Raw genomic sequence first — 16,392 nt, forward strand, 5'->3', positions numbered from 1 at the left:
CGGACAGGAAAAAGACCGCTCATAGGGAGGAAAACATGAGCATCTGGAAAAAGGCACTTGCAACCGCGGCGGTCGCCACCGCCCTGATGTCGACGACGGCGGCTGCGGAAAACGTCAAGGTCGCGCTGGTCGTGAAGGCGCTGGGGATCGGCTTCTTCGAAGCCGCCGCCAAGGGCGCCGAAGAGGCGGCAGCGGAACTGGGCGACGTCGAGATCATCTATACCGGCCCGACCGACACCACCGCCGAAGGCCAGATCGAGGTGATCAACAGCCTCATCGCGCAGGGCGTCAACGCCATCGCCGTTTCGGCCAATGACAAGGACGCGCTGGTTCCCACGCTGCAAAAGGCGATGGAACGCGGCATCACCGTCATCTCGTGGGACTCGGGCGTCGCGCCCGAAGGCCGCATGATGCACCTGAACCCGTCGTCCAACGCGCTGATCGGCAACACCATCATCAAGCTCGCCGCCGACCACCTGCCCGAAGGCGGCGACGTGGCGATCCTGTCGGCATCCGCCACCGCGACGAACCAGAACATCTGGATCGAGGAAGCCAAGAAGGTGCTGCCGAACTATCCGGGCATCAACCTCGTCGCGACCGTCTATGGCGACGACCTCGCCGACAAGTCGTATCGCGAGGCGCAGGGCCTCATGGCGACCTATCCGGATCTGAAGGCGATCATCGCGCCGACGACTGTGGGCATCCTCGCCGCCAGCCAAGCCGTGACGGACGCGGGCAAGATCGGCCAGATCAACGTGACGGGCCTCGGCCTGCCGTCGGAAATGGCGGGTGCGGTGGCGTCCGGCGCGACCAAATCCTTTGCGATCTGGAACCCCATCGACCTCGGCTATGCCGCGACGATGATCTCCTACAACCTCGTCAAGGGCAACGCCAAGGCCGAGGCGGGCGCGACCATCGGCATGGGCCGCATGGGCGAGGCGACGCTGGACGCGAACAACGAAGCCGCCATGTCCGACCCCTTCACCTATGACGCGTCGAACATCGACCAGTTCAAGTCGATCTTCTGATCCCCTTGCCCCCGGCGGCAGCGCCCGCCGGGGGCACCCCAACCCCCCCCGAGATATCCAAGATGACCCCCGTCCTGCGACTCCGCGGCATTGCCAAGTCATTCCCCGGCGTGAAGGCGCTGCAAGGCGTGCAGCTTGACCTCTACCCCGGTCAGGTGACCGCGTTGATCGGCGAGAATGGCGCGGGGAAATCCACCATCGTCAAGGTGCTGACCGGCATCTACCAGCCCGACGAAGGCACGATCGAGATCGACGGTCGCCCCCTGCGCCTGACCTCCGCCGACGCGGCGGCACAGGCCGGGGTCACTGCGATCCATCAGGAAACCGTCCTGTTCGATGAGCTTTCGGTGGCCGAGAACATATGGCTGGGCCATGCCCCGCGTGGCCGCTTCGGCCTGATTGACCGCCGCGCGATGCGCGAGGGCGCGCGCCGCCTGCTGGACGGGATCGGCGCTAGGTTGGACCCTGATGCAAGGCTGGGCGATCTGGGCATCGCCTCGCGGCATATGGTGGCCATCGCCCGCGCCCTGTCCATCGAGGCGCGCGTGGTGATCCTCGACGAACCCACCGCAGCTCTGTCTCACAAGGAGATACAAGAGCTCTACGACCTTGTCGAAACGCTCAAGGCGCAGGGCAAGGCGATCCTGTTCATTTCCCACAAGTTCGACGAGATCTTCCGTATCGCCGACCGCTATACCGTCTTTCGCGACGGGCAATTCGTGGGCGAGGGCCTGATGGCCGATGTGACCGAGGGCCAGTTGGTGCAGATGATGGTCGGCCGCCCGGTCGACCAGATCTTCCCCGCCCGCACCCGCAACATCGGCGCGCCGGTGCTGACGGTGACAGGCTACAGCCACCCCACCGAATTCGCCGATATCGGCTTCACCCTCCATCGCGGCGAAATACTGGGCTTCTACGGTCTGGTGGGGGCCGGACGGTCCGAGGTGATGCAGGCTCTCTTCGGTATCACCGCCCCCTCCAAGGGGGCCTGCAAGATCGAAGGCGAGGTGCGCGTCATCCGCTCCACAGCCGAGGCGGTCGAGGCAGGCATCGTCTATGTCCCCGAGGATCGGGGAAGGCAGGGCGCGGTGAAGGGGCTGCCCATTTTCCAGAACGTGACGCTGCCTTCGCTGCGTTCGGTCAGCGGCGCTGGGTTCCTCCGCATGGCCGAAGAATTCGCGCTGGCCCGCGACTATACCCAACGTCTCGACCTGCGCGCGGCCGCGCTGGATCAGGATGTGGGGCTGCTTTCGGGCGGCAACCAGCAGAAGGTGGTCATCGCCAAATGGCTGGCCACGCGCCCCCGCGTGATCATCCTTGACGAGCCGACCAAGGGCATCGACATCGGGTCGAAGGCCGCCGTGCATGCCTTCATGGCCGAACTGGCCGCGCAGGGCCTTGCCATCATCATGGTCAGCAGCGAAATCCCCGAGGTGCTGGGCATGTCCGACCGCGTCATCGTCATGCGCGAAGGCCGCATCGTGGACGAGGTGGCGGGCGACCGCATGACGCCCGAAAACCTCGTCCGCGCGGCGGCGGGACTGGCGGTGGCGGCATGAAACTCCTGCGTCAGCGCGAGACGCTCCTCGCCCTCGTCATCCTCGTCACCATCGCCGTGATCGCCGTACGCTTCCCGGCCTTCGTCAGGCCTGCCAATCTGGCGAATGTCTTCAACGACACCTCTCCGCTCATCCTTCTGGCAATCGGGCAGATGATCGTGATCCTCACGAAATGCATCGACCTGTCGGTCGCGGCGAACCTTGCGCTGACGGGCATGGTGGCGGCACTCATGAACGGGGCAGGGGTGCCCCTTCCCGTGATCCTTCTCTGCGTCATCGCGCTGGGCGCGGGTCTTGGCGCGGTGAACGGGCTTCTGGTCTGGAAGGTGGGCATCCCGTCCATCGTCGTGACGCTGGGCACCATGACCATCTATCGCGGCGTGATCTTCCTGATGACCGAAGGGAAATGGGTCAACGCGCATGAGATGACGGATGCGTTCAAGGCGCTGCCGCGCCATGTGATCCTTGGCCTTCCGGTCATGGCATGGGTCGCCGTCGCGGCGATCCTGATCTTCGCGGTAATCCTGACGCGCACGCCGTTGGGGCGGGCCTTTTATGCGGTAGGCGGCAACCCACACGCCGCAGTCTATGCGGGCATCGACGTGGGCCGCACGCAGTTCTGGGCCTTCGTCATATCCGGCGCGCTGGCCGGGCTGACGGGTTACCTCTGGGTCGCGCGCTATGCCGTGGCCTATGTCGACATTGCGGGCGGTTTCGAACTGGACGTCGTCGCCGCCTGCGTGATCGGCGGTATCGCCATTGCGGGCGGGGCGGGCACGATCTGGGGCGCGCTCTTGGGGGCGCTGTTCCTTGGCGTCATCAAGAATGCGCTGCCAGTCGTCGGCATATCGCCCTTCTGGCAGATGGCCATATCGGGCAGCGCCATCGTCCTTGCCGTGGCCTTTAACGCCACCCAGTCCCGCCCCAAGGGCCGCATCATCCTGAGGGAGGCCAGCCAATGACCGCACCCGCCACCCCCCGCGTGATCCCGGACCGGCTGCACTCCCCCACCACCCGCGCCCTGCGCAGTTGGGAGGCGATCCTCGTTGCTGTGGCGATTGCCGTCTTCATCGCCAACAGCTTCCTGTCGCCCTATTTCCTGAATGCCTGGAACCTGTCCGACGCGACCTTCAATTTCACCGAAAAGGCGCTGATCGCCTTTGCCATGGCCATGCTGATCATCGCGGGTGAGATCGACCTGTCGGTCGCCTCGATCATCGCGCTGGCCTCCACGGCGATGGGCCTTGCCATGACCGCGGGGGCAGGGGTCCCGATGATCGTGGCCGTGGGCATCGCGACGGGCCTGATCTGCGGCGCGGTCAATGGCTTTCTGGTGGCGGGGCTGGGCCTGCCATCCATCGTGGTGACCATCGGCACCATGAGCCTGTTCCGCGGCATCGCCTTCATCGTTCTGGGCGATCAGGCCTTCACCGGCTATCCGCCCGAATTCGCCTATTTCGGACAGGGCTATATCTGGTGGGTGATCAGCTTCGAACTTGTGCTTTTCGCCATCTGCGCGGTGATCTACTGGGGCCTCCTGCACCGCACCACCTTCGGCCGTGCCGTCTATGCCATAGGCAACAACGCCACCGCCGCGCAATTCTCGGGCATCCGGGTGGCGCGCGTCCGCTTCATCCTGTTCCTGCTGACGGGCCTCATGGCTGGCATCGCCGCGGTCTGCCTGACCTCGCGCCTCGGCTCTACCCGCCCCTCAATCGCCACGGGGTGGGAGTTGGAGGTGGTCACCATGGTCGTCCTTGGCGGGGTGAACATCCTTGGCGGATCAGGCACGATACCGGGGGTCGTTCTGGCGGCGATCATCATGGGGCTGGTGACCTTCGGCTTCGGCCTCTTGAACGTGCCGGGGATCGTGATGTCGATCTTCCTTGGCGCGCTTCTGATCGGCGTCATCGCCCTGCCACGCCTGCTGCGGAGGAAATGATGGAGAAATACGCCTTCAAGATGCATCTCAACCCCGGAATGGCCGAGGAATACCGCCGCCGCCACGATGCGATCTGGCCCGAACTGGTGGCCCTGCTGAAGGAGGCTGGCGTGCAGGACTATTCCATCCATCTGGACCCGGAGACGGACACCCTCTTCGGCGTTCTCTGGCGTCGCCATGATCACGGCATGGACGCCCTTCCCGCCCATCCCGTGATGCAGCGCTGGTGGGCGCATATGGCCGACATCATGCGGACCAAGCCCGACAACGAACCCGTGGCCGTGCCGCTGGTTCCGATGTTCCACATGGCATGAGCGCGCAGGTGAAGACCGTCGCCGTCATTGACATCGGCAAGACCAACACAAAGCTCGCGTTGGTAAATCTGTTGCGGGGCGAGGAGGTGGCGGTCGAAACCGCGCCGAACTGTGTGCTGCAGGGGCCGCCATGGCCGCATTTCGACACGGGCGCACAATGGGCCTTCCTGTCCGCGGCCATGGGTCGGCTGGCCACTGCTCACCGCATCGATGCCATAGCCGTCACCACACACGGGGCCTGCGCGGCCTTCCTTGCCGCCGATGGCACCCTTGCCGCCCCGGTGATGGATTACGAATTCACTGGCCCGGAAAAGACACGGGCCGACTATGACCGCATCCGCCCGCCCTTTGCCGAAACCGGCAGCCCCGCGCTGCCGATGGGGCTGAACCTCGGGGCGCAGCTTCACCACGCGCTGACCGCCGATCCGGGTCTTGCCGCGCGGACGGCCCATGTCGTGACATGGCCGCAATACTGGGGCTTCCGCCTGACCGGGCATGTGGCCTGCGACCTGTCCTCGCTGGGCTGTCACACCGATCTGTGGAACCCGGCGCAGGGGCGCTGGTCATCGCTTCCCGCCGCTCTTGGCCTTGCCGGAAAGATGGCCCCGCCCCGCCGCCCGGACGAGGTTCTGGGCACCCTTTCCCCCGCGCTTCAGGCGGAATGGGGCGTCGGTCCGGTCCCCGTCGCCGTCGGCATTCACGATTCCAACGCCTCGCTCCTGCCGCATCTGCGGGGCAGGGCCGCGCCCTTCGCCGTCGTCTCCACCGGGACATGGGTCATCTGCATGGCGATCGGGGGCAAACCCGTGACGCTTGACCCCACCCGCGACACGCTGATCAACGTGGATGCGCGTGGCCTGCCCGTCCCCTCTGCCCGTTTCATGGGTGGGCGCGAGCATGACCTGATCCGCGCCGGCAGCACCGCGCCCGGAACCCCGTCCGATGCCGCCGCCGTGCTGGAGCAGGGTGTGATGCTCCTACCTGCAGTCGTATCCGAGAGCGGTCCCTTCGCGGGCCGCAGCCACCGCTGGACTGCCGCCCCGCAAGGAGAGGGCGAAACCGCCGTGGCGCTCGGCCATTACCTCGCACTGATGACGTCGGAATGCCTTGGTCTGATCGGTGCCGATGGCCCCATCCTTGTCGAGGGGCCCTTCTCGGCCAATCCGTGGTTCCTTGCCATGCTGGCCTCGGCCTGCGGGCGTGACGTGATCCCCTCGCGCGCAAGGACGGGCACCGCCCTTGGCGCGGCGCTGCTCTTCTCTCCCGCCGCGCCGACCACCGCGCCCGATACCGTCACCCGGCCCGACCCCCGCCTCGCCGCCCATGCGCGGGTCTGGCGGCAGGCCGTTGCGGCCTGACCCGGCATCGCATCTGTCGGCCACGATCCATCTGCGCGCCTGTCCGAATCCAGACAGGGTAAGCCGCAACCAAGGTCGCCGATGATCCGGTTTTCGGCCATCGGACCACGACCTGCCCAAAGGCCGCCGCCATGCGCAACGGGGCTCATGCGCGGGCTCCCGTATCCCCCAGCCGCATCAGGACCGGACCGTGTTCCCCATCACGACACGGAAGGGCACGATGTCGGTTGCTGAAACATCCTTTTCCAGCAGCGCCAGCGCAACGCGCGTGCCGACCTCGTCCAATGGCACCTCGATCGTCGTGAGTCTGGTCTGTATCGCATGTCGCAGCGATGTGCCGTTGAACCCGATGACCGAGGTTCGGCGCGGCACCTCCACCCCGGCGGCCACCAAGGCACGCAGGCCACCGATGGCCATGGCGTCGTTCAGGAAGTGAATGGCCTCCGGCAGGGCCGATCCTTGCAGCAGGGAGGCCGTAAGCATCTGCCCCGATGCGGCGTCCCGTTGCAGGGCATCATCCGCCACGATGCGGCAGCTTCCGCCGGCTTGCGTCATGCGCGCGTGAAACCCCTCCATCCGGCGCGCGGCACACAGGTCCCGGTCCAGTTGGGCCCCGATGAAAACGGCTTCCCGCAATCCGGCAGACAGGAAGATGTCCGCCGCCGCACGCCCCGCCGCGACATGGGAGAGGCCGACTGTGGCATCAAGGTCCGGATGATCGCCATCCCAAAGCTGGACACAGCGCACGCCGCTTTGCCGCAAAAGATGCGCCGTTCCCGCAGTGCGCTCCAACCCCCCGGTCAGGATCAGCCCGGCCGGTTTCAATGACAGCATGGTCCGAACCAGCCGCGCCTCGTTCTGCGCATCGAAGAAGGTCTCGCCGATGAAACTCGCCAGCCCGCGCGGAACCAGCACGGCATTGATCCCGGCAAGAACCCCGGAATAGACCATGTCCCCTATGGACGGGATCAGCACGCCCACGATCTGGCTGTTTTGCGATGACAAGGCCCCTGCCAGGCCATTGGGCACATAACCAAGCTCATCCGCCACGCGGATCACCCGTTCCCGCGTTGCCGCGCTGATCCGCCCGGTGCCGCGCAGCACCTTGGATACCGTCATGGGGCTTACCCCCGCCGCCGCGGCGACGTTCACGATCGTAGGTGCGCGACCGGTCGATGTGGGTTGACTTGGGTGCATGTTATCGTTACCAATTTGGGTTAACGATAACCCACAGGAGGAGTCCTTCGCAAGAAGGAAGTGGGTTTTCGCGTCAGGGAGGAAAGAATGCCATCTGTCATCCGACGGCTCTGGTCGGCTATCGATCTTGTCCTCGTCGTCTTGATGGGGGCGATGATCGCCATCGTCTTCGCCAATGTCGTGATGCGCTACGGGTTCTCCTCCGGCATCCGTCAATCTGTCGAACTGGCGCGCCTTGGCTTTGTCTGGATCGTGCTCTTGGGGTCCGTCGTCGCCTTGAGGCGGGATGAACATCTTGCGCTGACCGAATTCTCCGAACGTTATTTCCCGCGGGCGGTTCCGTTCCTGCGTCGCCTTTGCTGGCTTGTCGTCATTCTTTGCATGGTCATGTTCTTCATCGGATCGTGGCATCAGACGGCTGCGAATTGGTCCAACTTCTCGCAGGTCACGGGCCTTCCATCGGCGCTCTTCTATCTGGCGGGCGTTATTTCTGCCCTGCTGATGGGTCTGGTTGCGGTGGCCCGCTTCCTTGATCCAACCCCCTTCGCACATCGGCAGGAGCATGACGCATGACCCTCCTGCTGTTTCTGGCCGTCCTTTTCTTCGGCATCCTGATCGGCCTGCCCATCGCCTTCGCGCTGCTGCTGGCCTCCATCGCCCTGATGATCCAGCTCGACACGTTCAGCTCCGACATCCTTGCGCAGGGGCTGGTCAACGGGGTGGACAGTTTTCCCCTTCTTGCCATTCCCTTCTTCCTCGTCGCGGGCGAGGTGATGTCGCGCGGCGGCTTGTCGACCAAGATCGTCAATCTGGCCATGACGCTGGTCGGTCACCGGCGTGGCGGTCTGGGCTATGTCGCCATCATCACTTCCATCGTGCTGGCCGGGCTGTCGGGATCTGCCGTGGCGGATGCGGCGGCGCTGGTGTCGATCCTGTATCCGATGATGCGCAAGGCGGGCTATCCCGAAGGGCGCAGCCTTGGCCTTCTGGCATCGGGCGGGATCATCGCGCCCATCATTCCGCCGTCCCTTCCGCTGATCCTGATCGGCGTCGCGGGCAACATCTCCATCGGCAAGCTGTTCATGGCCGGCATCGCGCCGGGGTTGATGATGGGCCTGACGCTGATGGTGGTCTGGCGCTATCTGATGCGCAACGAAGAGATCGAGACGCTGCCGCGTGCCAGCGGGGCCGAGCGTTGGGCAGCCCTGAAAGACGGGTTCTGGGCGCTTCTCCTTCCGGTCATCATCATCGGCGGCATCCGGTCCGGTGCCTTCACCCCGACCGAGGCCGCGGTCGTCGCGGCAGTCTATGCCATCATCATCTCAACGCTCGTCTATCGGTCGCTGACCTTGGCGCTGATGTATGACGTGCTGCTTTCCGCCGCCCGCTCGACGGCCATGGTCATGTTCCTTGTCGGTGCGGCGATGGTGGCGTCCTGGCTGATCACGGTGGCGCAACTGCCGCAGCAATTGGGCGTGCTTCTGGAACCGCTGATCGACAACCCGCGCCTGCTCATGCTTGTCATCATGATCATCGTCTTTGCGGTCGGCATGGTGATGGACCTTGCGCCCACCATCCTGATCCTCGTGCCGCTGTTCATGCCCATCACCGCCATGGCGGGCATCGACCCGGTCTATTTCGGCCTGATGTTCGTGCTGAACTGTTCCATCGGCTTGCTGACCCCTCCGGTCGGAACCGTGCTGAACGTGATCTGCGGCGTCGCCAAGGTGCAGATGAGCACCGCCGTCAAGGGCGTGGGTCCCTTCGTCGCGGTCTATGCCTGCCTGCTGGGCCTCTTCATCCTGTTTCCGGAACTCATCACCATTCCCGCCGAAATCTTCGGCGGTTCAGCAAGATAAAAGGGAGGACTGACAATGAACCTGTTCAAGACACTTGGCCTTGCTTCGGCCTTTGCGCTCGCTGCCGTTGCGGCACAGGCGCAGACGGAACTGAAACTGGCCCACGCGGCCCCGGAAACGGACCTGCAGCAAACCCTGTCCCTGTTCTTCAAGGAACAGGTCGAGGCGCGCACCAACGGTTCGGTCACCGTCGCCATTTTCCCGCAGGGCCAACTTGGCAACGATGCGGCGATGATCGACGGCGCGCGGTCGGGGATCATCGACATCGCGATGTCGGGCCTGAACAACTTCACCGGACTGGTGCCGCAGGCGGGCGCGTTCGAACTGCCCTTCATGTTCCCCAGCCGTGACACCGCCTATGCGGTGCTGGATGGCGAGATCGGGCAGGGCATCGCGGGGGAATTCACCCAGCACGGGCTGAAGGTTCTGGGCTTCCCGGAAAACGGCTATCGCAACATGACCAACAATCGCGGGCCGATCCGTGTGCCTGCCGATGTGTCGGGTCTGAACATGCGGGTCAACAACTCCAAGGCGCTGAACGAAATGTTCGCCCTGCTTGGCGCCAATCCGACGCAACTTCCGGTGGCCGAGCTTTACACCGCGCTGGAAACCGGAGTGGTCGATGCGCAGGACCATCCCATCGGAATCGTGCTCTCCTTCAAGTTCAACGAGGTGCAGCAGTACCTCAGCCTGACGCAGCACGCCTATTCCGCCTTGGCGCTGGTGATGAACGATGCCAAGTTCAACAGCCTCACCGCGGATGAGCAGAAGGTCATCGCCGAAGTCGCCGCCGAAGCTGTGGCCATGCAGCGCAAGGCCGTGCAGGAAAAGGAAGCCGGCATGATCGAAGAGTTGAAGGCAGCCGGAATGGAAGTGAACACCGACGTCGATGCTGCCGCCTTCCAAGCTGCGGTCAAGCCGGTCTGGGATAGCTACATCGCCGAACAGGGTGATGCCGTGGTCAACGCCATCCTGGCCGCTCAGCAATAAGCTAATTCAGACAATGGCGAAAACCGGGGGGGCGGATTACCGCCCCCTCTCTTTTCATGGCAGGCATCAAAGGCTGGACTGGCGCAGGATCAGATCTGGAGAGATGATGATCCGGGCGGGCTCACTCCGTTTTCCATCCAGCAAGTCGCCGATCAGGGCGACGACGCAACTGCCTATATCGCGCGGATGCGGGTCTATGGTCGTCAGGGGCGGCACCGAAACACCGGCGATCTCGTAATCGCCGAAGCCCGCGATGGAAATGCGATCCGGTACCGCAACCCCCCGCCTCTGGCATTCCGTAAGCGCACCAAAGGCCGAAAGGTCCGACACGCAGATCACCGCCTCCGTATCGGGCAGCTCTTCCAGAAGGCGCGCCATCGCATCGGCCCCTTCCCGCATCGAGATCGGGGGCGGCCCCGCGGCGACAAGGCGCGAAGCATCAAGCCCATGTGCCGCCATCGCCGAAACAAATCCGGCCCGACGGTCCGCACCGCGCGTGTCGCGGCTGGCATCGCCCCCGATGAAGGCAATCCGTGTCAGGCCCCTGCCGACGAAATGATCAACCATGCCCCGAACGGCCTGCGCGTTGGAAAAGCCCACGACATGGTCGATTGGCGTCTCCGGCAGATCCCATGTCTCGATCACCGGAATCCCGGCATTCTCCAGCATGCGCCGCGCGCGCGGAGTGTGGTTGCCGCCGGTCACGACAATCGCTTCGGGCCGCCTGCGCAGCAGCTGTTCGATCAGCCGCTCTTCCTCGGCCATGTCGTAATCGGTGGTGCCCAGCAGGATCTGCAATCCGCGTGGTTTCAGCCCATCCGACAGCGCGCGCACGGTATCGGCGAAGTTGGCGTTGTTGATCGACGGGATCGTGACCGCGACGAAATCCGTTCTCTGGGATCGCAGGTTCGATGCCGTGCTGTCGAACACATAGCCAAGCGCATCTGCAGCCTTCAGGATCGCTTCACGCGTTGCCCCGCTGATGGAGCTGTCGGACTTGAACGCCCGGCTCACGGTCATGGGCGACACCCCCGCAAGCCGGGCAACATCTGTCATGGTCGGGGCTTTGCGGGGCGGGATCATGCGGTCATGGTAACGATACCGGACACATGTTTCCAGCCCCGCCCGGCAGGACCGTCAGCGCCATCTCAGGCAAATTCGTGGTCGTGCGCCGTGGTGATATGGTGATGGATGCGCCCTGTGAAGAACCGCGCCAGCACCGCCTCGGTCGCTGCCTTCCCTTCGCTGCGGGCCGGGCTTGCAAGGGCGCGGTCCACGGCGGCAAGGTCGGGATAGCTGATGGCAAGGATCAGCGGGTATTCCGGCGCGCCGTCATCCCGGCTTTCGGCAAAGCAGACACGCACCGCAAGGGCACCAGGAAAGGCTTTCCACTTCGGCAGGATTTCGGTCAGCACCGCCTGACGGAAGGCCTCGGTCTGGCCGTCATGGACCTTGCCTTCGAACAGGGCATAGCGGGTGATCATGCAAATTGCTCCTTTTGCGGACCCTTGAAGAATTCCATCAGCGCCGCCTGATCCTCGCCGCCCAGACCTGCCGCGGTCAGCATGCGGTGGATCTCCGCGCAAAGCGCGGTCAGCGGCATGGCGGTATGGGTCAGGCGGGCCAGATCGGCCGCGCCGTTCAGATCCTTGACCATGTTGTCGATGCGGCCCGTCCGGCGGTAATCGCGGGCGGCAAAGCGTGGCATGTATTCCTGCAGGATCACACTGTCGGCGCGGCCGCCCTTTAGCGCCTTGGGGATCATCGCGGCATCGACACCCGCCGCCTCGGCCAGCGCCGTCGCCTCGGCCACGGCCAGAAAGCCCAGCCCGCACAGCACCTGATTGATCAGTTTCGTCGTCTGCCCCGCGCCGGGCCCTCCCATGCGGGTCTGGTTGCTGGCCACCTTGGCCAGCACCGACTGCGCCTCGGCCACATCCGCCTCCGTCCCGCCCTGCATCAGGGTCAATTCTCCCAGGGCGGCCTTCGGAATGCCGCCCGACAGCGGACTGTCCACCCAGCGCAGGCCCCTCTCCACCGCCTCGGCCGTAAGCGCCTTCGTCGCTTCCGGATCGATGGAGGACATGTCGATCACCAGCGTGCCGGATGCAGCCCCCTCCGCCACGCCGCCCGGCCCGAAGACCGCCGCGCGCACGATGCGGGGGGCGTTCAGCGACAGGATCACCGCCTGCGCCGCCTGCGCCGCCGCCGCCGCGGAACCTGCCGCCTTGGCACCCTGCGCCACCAGCGCCGCCACCTTCTCCGCATCCAGATCGAACACCACCAGCGGCGTCCCGGTCTGAACCAGACGTGCGCCTATGGCCCCGCCCATTGCCCCTGCACCGATCAGTGCGACGGTTCCGATCATGCTGTCTCTCCCTTGATATCTGCAAGGATGGCATCCACCAGGGCCGCCAGCGGCGCGGCGACATCCAATGTCAAAGCCTCATCCGGTCCGGGCGGCTCAAGCGTGGCGAACTGGCTGTCCAGCAAAGTGGTCGGCATGTAATGCCCCGTCCGTGCCGCCATGCGCGCCGCGATGATGTCGCGACTGCCCGCCAGATGGACAAAGCGCACGTCCCCTCCCGCCCCTCCACGGATGCGGTCGCGATAGGCGCGACGCAGCGCCGAGCAGCCGACGATGACCGGGGCACCCTCCTTCAGCACCCGCGCCACATGGTCCAGCCAGGGCCAGCGATCCTCATCGGTCAGCGGAATGCCCGCGCGCATCTTCGCGACATTTGCGGCAGGGTGCAGGTCATCGCCATCGCGATACGGAATGCCAAGGCTCTGCCCCAGCGCCGCGCCGACGCTCGACTTGCCGCAGCCCGAAACGCCCATGATCACGATCCGATGCGTCATAGCGATGCCGTGATGCCCCCGTCCACATAGAGGATATGACCGTTCACAAAGCTGGCAGCATCCGACGCAAGGAAGATGCAGGCCCCCTGCAACTCCTCGACCTTGCCCCAGCGTCCGGCAGGGGTGCGTTTTTCCAGCCAGGCAGAAAACGCCGGATCGGCCACCAGCGCGGCATTCAGCGGCGTGTCGAAATAGCCGGGCGCAATTGCGTTGCAGTTCAGCCCATGCTTGGCCCAGTCGGTCGCCATGCCCTTTGTCAGGTTGCCCACCGCGCCTTTCGTGGCCGTGTAGGGCGCGATGGATGGGCGGGCGAGGGCCGTCTGCACGCTGGCGATGTTGATGATCTTGCCCCGCCCCCGCGCGATCATGTGCCGTGCCACCGCCTGACCGACATGGAACACGCTGGCGATATTCGTCTGAAGCAACCGCTCGAAGGCTTCGGGCGGGAAATCCTCAAGCGGCGCGCGGTGCTGCATCCCCGCATTGTTCACGAGGATGTCGATCGGGTTCCCCGCCGCCTCGAACCCGTCCACCGCCGCGCGCACGGCGGCGTGGTCGGTCGCATCGAAGGCCAGCATCTGCGCGCCGGGGATCAGGGCGGCCGCCGCCGAAAGCTTGGCCATGTCGCGGCCGTTCAGCACGATCTGCGCCCCTGCCGCCGCCAAACCTTGGGCCAGCGCAAAGCCGATGCCCTGCGACGATCCAGTGATCAGGGCGCGTTTCCCCGCCAGATCGAAAAGCGTCAGTGCCACGTTGAAATCTCCTCCACTTCGCTCTCGACAAGCCATGCCTGCGATGTTTATGTTATCGATAACAATCGCTGTCAACCCCGGACGGAAGAGAACATGGACAAGCCCCACATCCTGCAAGTCGGACCTTACCCCGAATGGGATCAGACCCCGATCGACGCCGCCTTCCACGCCCATCGCTATTTCGAGGCGGCGGACAAGGCGGCCTTTCTGGCCGAACACGGACCGAAGGTGCGCGCCATCGCCACGCGCGGCGAATTGGGTGCCAATGCCGCCATGATCGCCGCCTGCCCGAAGCTGGAGGTGATCAGCGTCTATGGCGTGGGCTTCGACGCTGTCGATCTCGACGCCTGCCGCGCGCGGGGCATCCGCGTGACGAACACGCCGGACGTGCTCACGAATGACGTGGCCGATCTGGGCGTCGCGATGATGCTGGTGCAGTCGCGCGGCATGATCGGCGCGGAAACCTGGGTGCGCGACGGGTCATGGGCTGCCAAGGGCCTCTATCCCCTGCAACGCAAGGTCTGGGGTCGCCGCGCCGGTGTGCTGGGCCTTGGCCGTATCGGATACGAGGTCGCGAAACGTCTGGCAGGTTTTGACATGGAGATCGCCTATTCCGACATCGGCCCGAAGGATTTTGCCAAGGGATGGGAGTTCATCGCTGATCCCGTGGCCCTTGCCGCGCGGTCGGATTTCCTCTTCGTGACGCTGGCCGCCTCCGCCGCCACCCGCCACATCGTCGGCGCCAAGGTGATCGAGGCGCTGGGGCCGGAAGGGATGCTGATCAACATCAGCCGCGCGTCGAACATCGACGAAGAAGCCCTGCTCACCGCGCTGGAAACCGGCAAGCTCGGTTCCGCCGCGCTGGATGTGTTCGAGGGGGAGCCAAAGCTCAACCCCCGTTTCCTGTCGCTGCCCAATGTCCTGCTGCAACCCCACCATGCCAGCGGCACGGTCGAAACCCGTAAGGCCATGGGCCAGTTGCTGCGCGACAACCTGACCGCGCATTTTGCGGGCAAACCCCTGCCGACCCCGGTGATCTGAGATGCGCGCCATCGTTATCCATGCCGCCCGCGACCTGCGGATCGAAGAACGCGCTTCGGAAACGCCCGGTCCTGGCCAGATCGGCCTGCGCCTTGCCACGGGCGGGGTCTGCGGATCGGACCTGCACTACTACAACCATGGCGGCTTTGGCGCGGTCCGCCTGCGCGAACCCATGATCCTCGGGCATGAGGTTTCGGCCTATGTCGAAACACTCGGCCCCGGCGTCACCGGCTTCACACCCGGCCAACTGGTCGCCGTGTCCCCCTCGCGCCCCTGCGGCGGGTGTCGGTTCTGCCTTGAAGGTCTGCCGAACCACTGCCTGAACATGCGCTTCTACGGGTCGGCCATGCCCTTCCCGCATATTCAGGGCGCGTTCCGGGAATTCCTCGTCGCCGATGCCACCCAATGCGTCGATGCCACCGGCCTGACGGCGGGCGAAGCGGCGATGGCCGAGCCCTTGGCCGTAACCCTTCATGCCACCACGCGGGCAGGGGGGATGCTGGGCAAACGGGTGCTGGTCACGGGCTGCGGTCCCATCGGCGTGCTGTCGATCCTTGCCGCAAGGCGGGCAGGCGCGGCAGAGATCGTGGCAACCGACCTTTCGGACTTCACCCTTGCGCTAGCGGCCAAGGCGGGCGCGGATCGCGTCATCAATACCGGGGGCAACCCTGACGCGCTGGCGGCCTATGGTGCCGACAAGGGCTATTTCGACGTCCTTTACGAATGCACGGGCGTTGCGGCCGCGCTTGCGGGTGGTATCGCCGCCCTGCGCCCGCGCGGCGTGATCCTGCAACTTGGCCTTGGGGGCGACATGTCGCTGCCGATGATGGCGATCACGGCCAAGGAACTGGAATTGCGCGGGTCGTTCCGCTTCCACCCCGAATTCGCGGTAGGCGTCGGCCTGATGCAGAAGGGGCTGATCGACGTCAAGCCCCTCATCACCCAGACCGTCCCGCTGTCCGACGCCGAAACCGCCTTCCGGCTGGCGTCGGATCGCAGTCAGGCGATGAAGGCGCAGATATCCTTCGCCGGGTCCTAACCTGCCGATGCACCGATGGCGGCCAGCGCCGCCATCGCCACCTCGATATCCTGATCCCCGCTGCCGGAACCGATGCCGATGCCACCCAGCAAGACCCCGTCCCGCCAGATCGGCAGCCCGCCGGGCAGGCCGGTCATCGCCCCGTCGGTCGCGGCGGCAATCGCCGGGCGCACCGCTTCGGCAATCAGATGCGATGCGCGCCCGGTCGAGGCCGCCGTCTGCGCCTTTGCCCGCGCCGAGCGCAGCGACAATACCTTCGCTCCCGTCATCCGAAGGCAGGCCAGATCGACAGCCGAAGGATCGACGATCACGATGCATTGCGGCTGGCCCATCGCTTTGGCCCTCTCCACCGCCGCCGCCAGCATCGTCATCAGGGCCGCGTCCGTCAGCCGCGCACTTGCCTCGATCATCTGCATCTGGAACCTTTGGGTTGAGCGATCCTGATGATAAC

General features: G+C 65.2%; 18 protein-coding genes. 11 read left to right on the forward strand and 7 right to left on the reverse strand.

Translation table 11 applies throughout. The annotated features are described in order from the left end of the window. The first annotated feature begins 35 nt into the window (after positions 1-35). The 6 genes from rhaS (at position 36) to TabM4_RS01220 (ending at position 6,201) form a co-directional block, all read left to right on the forward strand. Complete coding sequence (gene rhaS, locus TabM4_RS01195; RefSeq protein WP_434617252.1) at positions 36-1,028, forward strand: rhamnose ABC transporter substrate-binding protein; 993 nt, start codon at positions 36-38, stop codon at positions 1,026-1,028. Positions 1,029-1,090: 62 nt separating this feature from the next. Continuing rightward, positions 1,091-2,587, forward strand: coding sequence for a sugar ABC transporter ATP-binding protein (locus tag TabM4_RS01200; RefSeq protein WP_434617255.1), 1,497 nt, complete (start codon positions 1,091-1,093; stop codon positions 2,585-2,587). Next, a complete protein-coding gene (locus TabM4_RS01205) occupies positions 2,584-3,549 on the forward strand; it encodes an ABC transporter permease (protein ID WP_434617258.1) in 966 nt (321 codons plus the stop codon). Before TabM4_RS01200 ends, TabM4_RS01205 begins: the two co-directional genes overlap by 4 nt. Continuing rightward, a complete protein-coding gene (locus TabM4_RS01210; RefSeq protein ID WP_434617260.1) occupies positions 3,546-4,529 on the forward strand; it encodes an ABC transporter permease in 984 nt (327 codons plus the stop codon). Before TabM4_RS01205 ends, TabM4_RS01210 begins: the two co-directional genes overlap by 4 nt. Next, positions 4,529-4,843: an L-rhamnose mutarotase gene (gene rhaM / locus TabM4_RS01215; RefSeq protein WP_434621870.1), complete on the forward strand. Its 315-nt coding sequence runs from the start codon at positions 4,529-4,531 to the stop codon at positions 4,841-4,843. Before TabM4_RS01210 ends, rhaM begins: the two co-directional genes overlap by 1 nt. Then, positions 4,840-6,201: an FGGY-family carbohydrate kinase gene (locus TabM4_RS01220; RefSeq protein WP_434617263.1), complete on the forward strand. Its 1,362-nt coding sequence runs from the start codon at positions 4,840-4,842 to the stop codon at positions 6,199-6,201. Before rhaM ends, TabM4_RS01220 begins: the two co-directional genes overlap by 4 nt. Positions 6,202-6,378: 177 nt before the next feature. On the opposite strand, the gene TabM4_RS01225 is transcribed toward TabM4_RS01220, so the two are convergent. Continuing rightward, on the reverse strand, positions 6,379-7,398 hold the full coding sequence (locus TabM4_RS01225; RefSeq protein WP_434617266.1) for a LacI family DNA-binding transcriptional regulator: 1,020 nt from the start codon (positions 7,396-7,398) through the stop codon (positions 6,379-6,381). A gap of 87 nt (positions 7,399-7,485) precedes the next feature. Here TabM4_RS01225 and TabM4_RS01230 point away from each other — a divergent pair, with 87 nt between their 5' ends. The 3 genes from TabM4_RS01230 to TabM4_RS01240 are packed head-to-tail and all read left to right on the forward strand — an operon-like array spanning position 7,486 to position 10,247. Next, complete coding sequence (locus tag TabM4_RS01230; RefSeq protein ID WP_434617269.1) at positions 7,486-7,971, forward strand: TRAP transporter small permease; 486 nt, start codon at positions 7,486-7,488, stop codon at positions 7,969-7,971. Beyond that, complete coding sequence (locus tag TabM4_RS01235) at positions 7,968-9,257, forward strand: TRAP transporter large permease subunit (protein ID WP_434617272.1); 1,290 nt, start codon at positions 7,968-7,970, stop codon at positions 9,255-9,257. Before TabM4_RS01230 ends, TabM4_RS01235 begins: the two co-directional genes overlap by 4 nt. A 15-nt stretch (positions 9,258-9,272) precedes the next feature. After that, a complete protein-coding gene (locus tag TabM4_RS01240) occupies positions 9,273-10,247 on the forward strand; it encodes a DctP family TRAP transporter solute-binding subunit (protein ID WP_434617274.1) in 975 nt (324 codons plus the stop codon). Between the two features lie 66 nt (positions 10,248-10,313). Here TabM4_RS01240 and TabM4_RS01245 read toward each other — a convergent pair whose 3' ends face one another. The 5 genes from TabM4_RS01245 to TabM4_RS01265 all read right to left on the reverse strand — a co-directional run bounded on the left by TabM4_RS01245 (position 10,314) and on the right by TabM4_RS01265 (position 13,861). Next, a complete protein-coding gene (locus TabM4_RS01245) occupies positions 10,314-11,303 on the reverse strand; it encodes a LacI family DNA-binding transcriptional regulator (RefSeq protein WP_434617277.1) in 990 nt (329 codons plus the stop codon). Between the two features lie 92 nt (positions 11,304-11,395). Further along, the gene (locus TabM4_RS01250; protein WP_434617280.1) at positions 11,396-11,731 is read right to left on the reverse strand and encodes a hypothetical protein; all 336 of its coding nucleotides are present in this window, start codon (positions 11,729-11,731) and stop codon (positions 11,396-11,398) included. Continuing rightward, the gene (locus tag TabM4_RS01255; RefSeq protein WP_434617282.1) at positions 11,728-12,615 is read right to left on the reverse strand and encodes an NAD(P)-dependent oxidoreductase; all 888 of its coding nucleotides are present in this window, start codon (positions 12,613-12,615) and stop codon (positions 11,728-11,730) included. Before TabM4_RS01255 ends, TabM4_RS01250 begins: the two co-directional genes overlap by 4 nt. Beyond that, entirely contained in the window at positions 12,612-13,109 is a 498-nt protein-coding gene (locus TabM4_RS01260; RefSeq protein WP_434617285.1) for a gluconokinase, read from the reverse strand. The genes TabM4_RS01255 and TabM4_RS01260 overlap by 4 nt, the downstream gene beginning before the upstream one ends. After that, positions 13,106-13,861: an SDR family oxidoreductase gene (locus tag TabM4_RS01265; RefSeq protein WP_434617287.1), complete on the reverse strand. Its 756-nt coding sequence runs from the start codon at positions 13,859-13,861 to the stop codon at positions 13,106-13,108. Before TabM4_RS01265 ends, TabM4_RS01260 begins: the two co-directional genes overlap by 4 nt. A gap of 93 nt (positions 13,862-13,954) precedes the next feature. On the opposite strand from TabM4_RS01265, the gene TabM4_RS01270 reads away from it, so the two are divergent. Both TabM4_RS01270 and TabM4_RS01275 read left to right on the forward strand, forming a co-directional pair. Beyond that, entirely contained in the window at positions 13,955-14,902 is a 948-nt protein-coding gene (locus TabM4_RS01270; protein ID WP_434617290.1) for a 2-hydroxyacid dehydrogenase, read from the forward strand. 1 nt (position 14,903) lies between these two features. Beyond that, positions 14,904-15,941: an L-idonate 5-dehydrogenase gene (locus TabM4_RS01275; protein ID WP_434617294.1), complete on the forward strand. Its 1,038-nt coding sequence runs from the start codon at positions 14,904-14,906 to the stop codon at positions 15,939-15,941. Here TabM4_RS01275 and TabM4_RS01280 read toward each other — a convergent pair. Next, positions 15,938-16,351, reverse strand: coding sequence for a GlcG/HbpS family heme-binding protein (locus TabM4_RS01280; protein ID WP_434617297.1), 414 nt, complete (start codon positions 16,349-16,351; stop codon positions 15,938-15,940). The two genes, TabM4_RS01275 and TabM4_RS01280, sit on opposite strands and share 4 nt — an antisense overlap. Between the last annotated feature and the right edge of the window lie 41 nt (positions 16,352-16,392).

This window comes from Tabrizicola sp. M-4, from assembly GCF_051132405.1.
Taxonomy (GTDB): domain Bacteria; phylum Pseudomonadota; class Alphaproteobacteria; order Rhodobacterales; family Rhodobacteraceae; genus Paragemmobacter.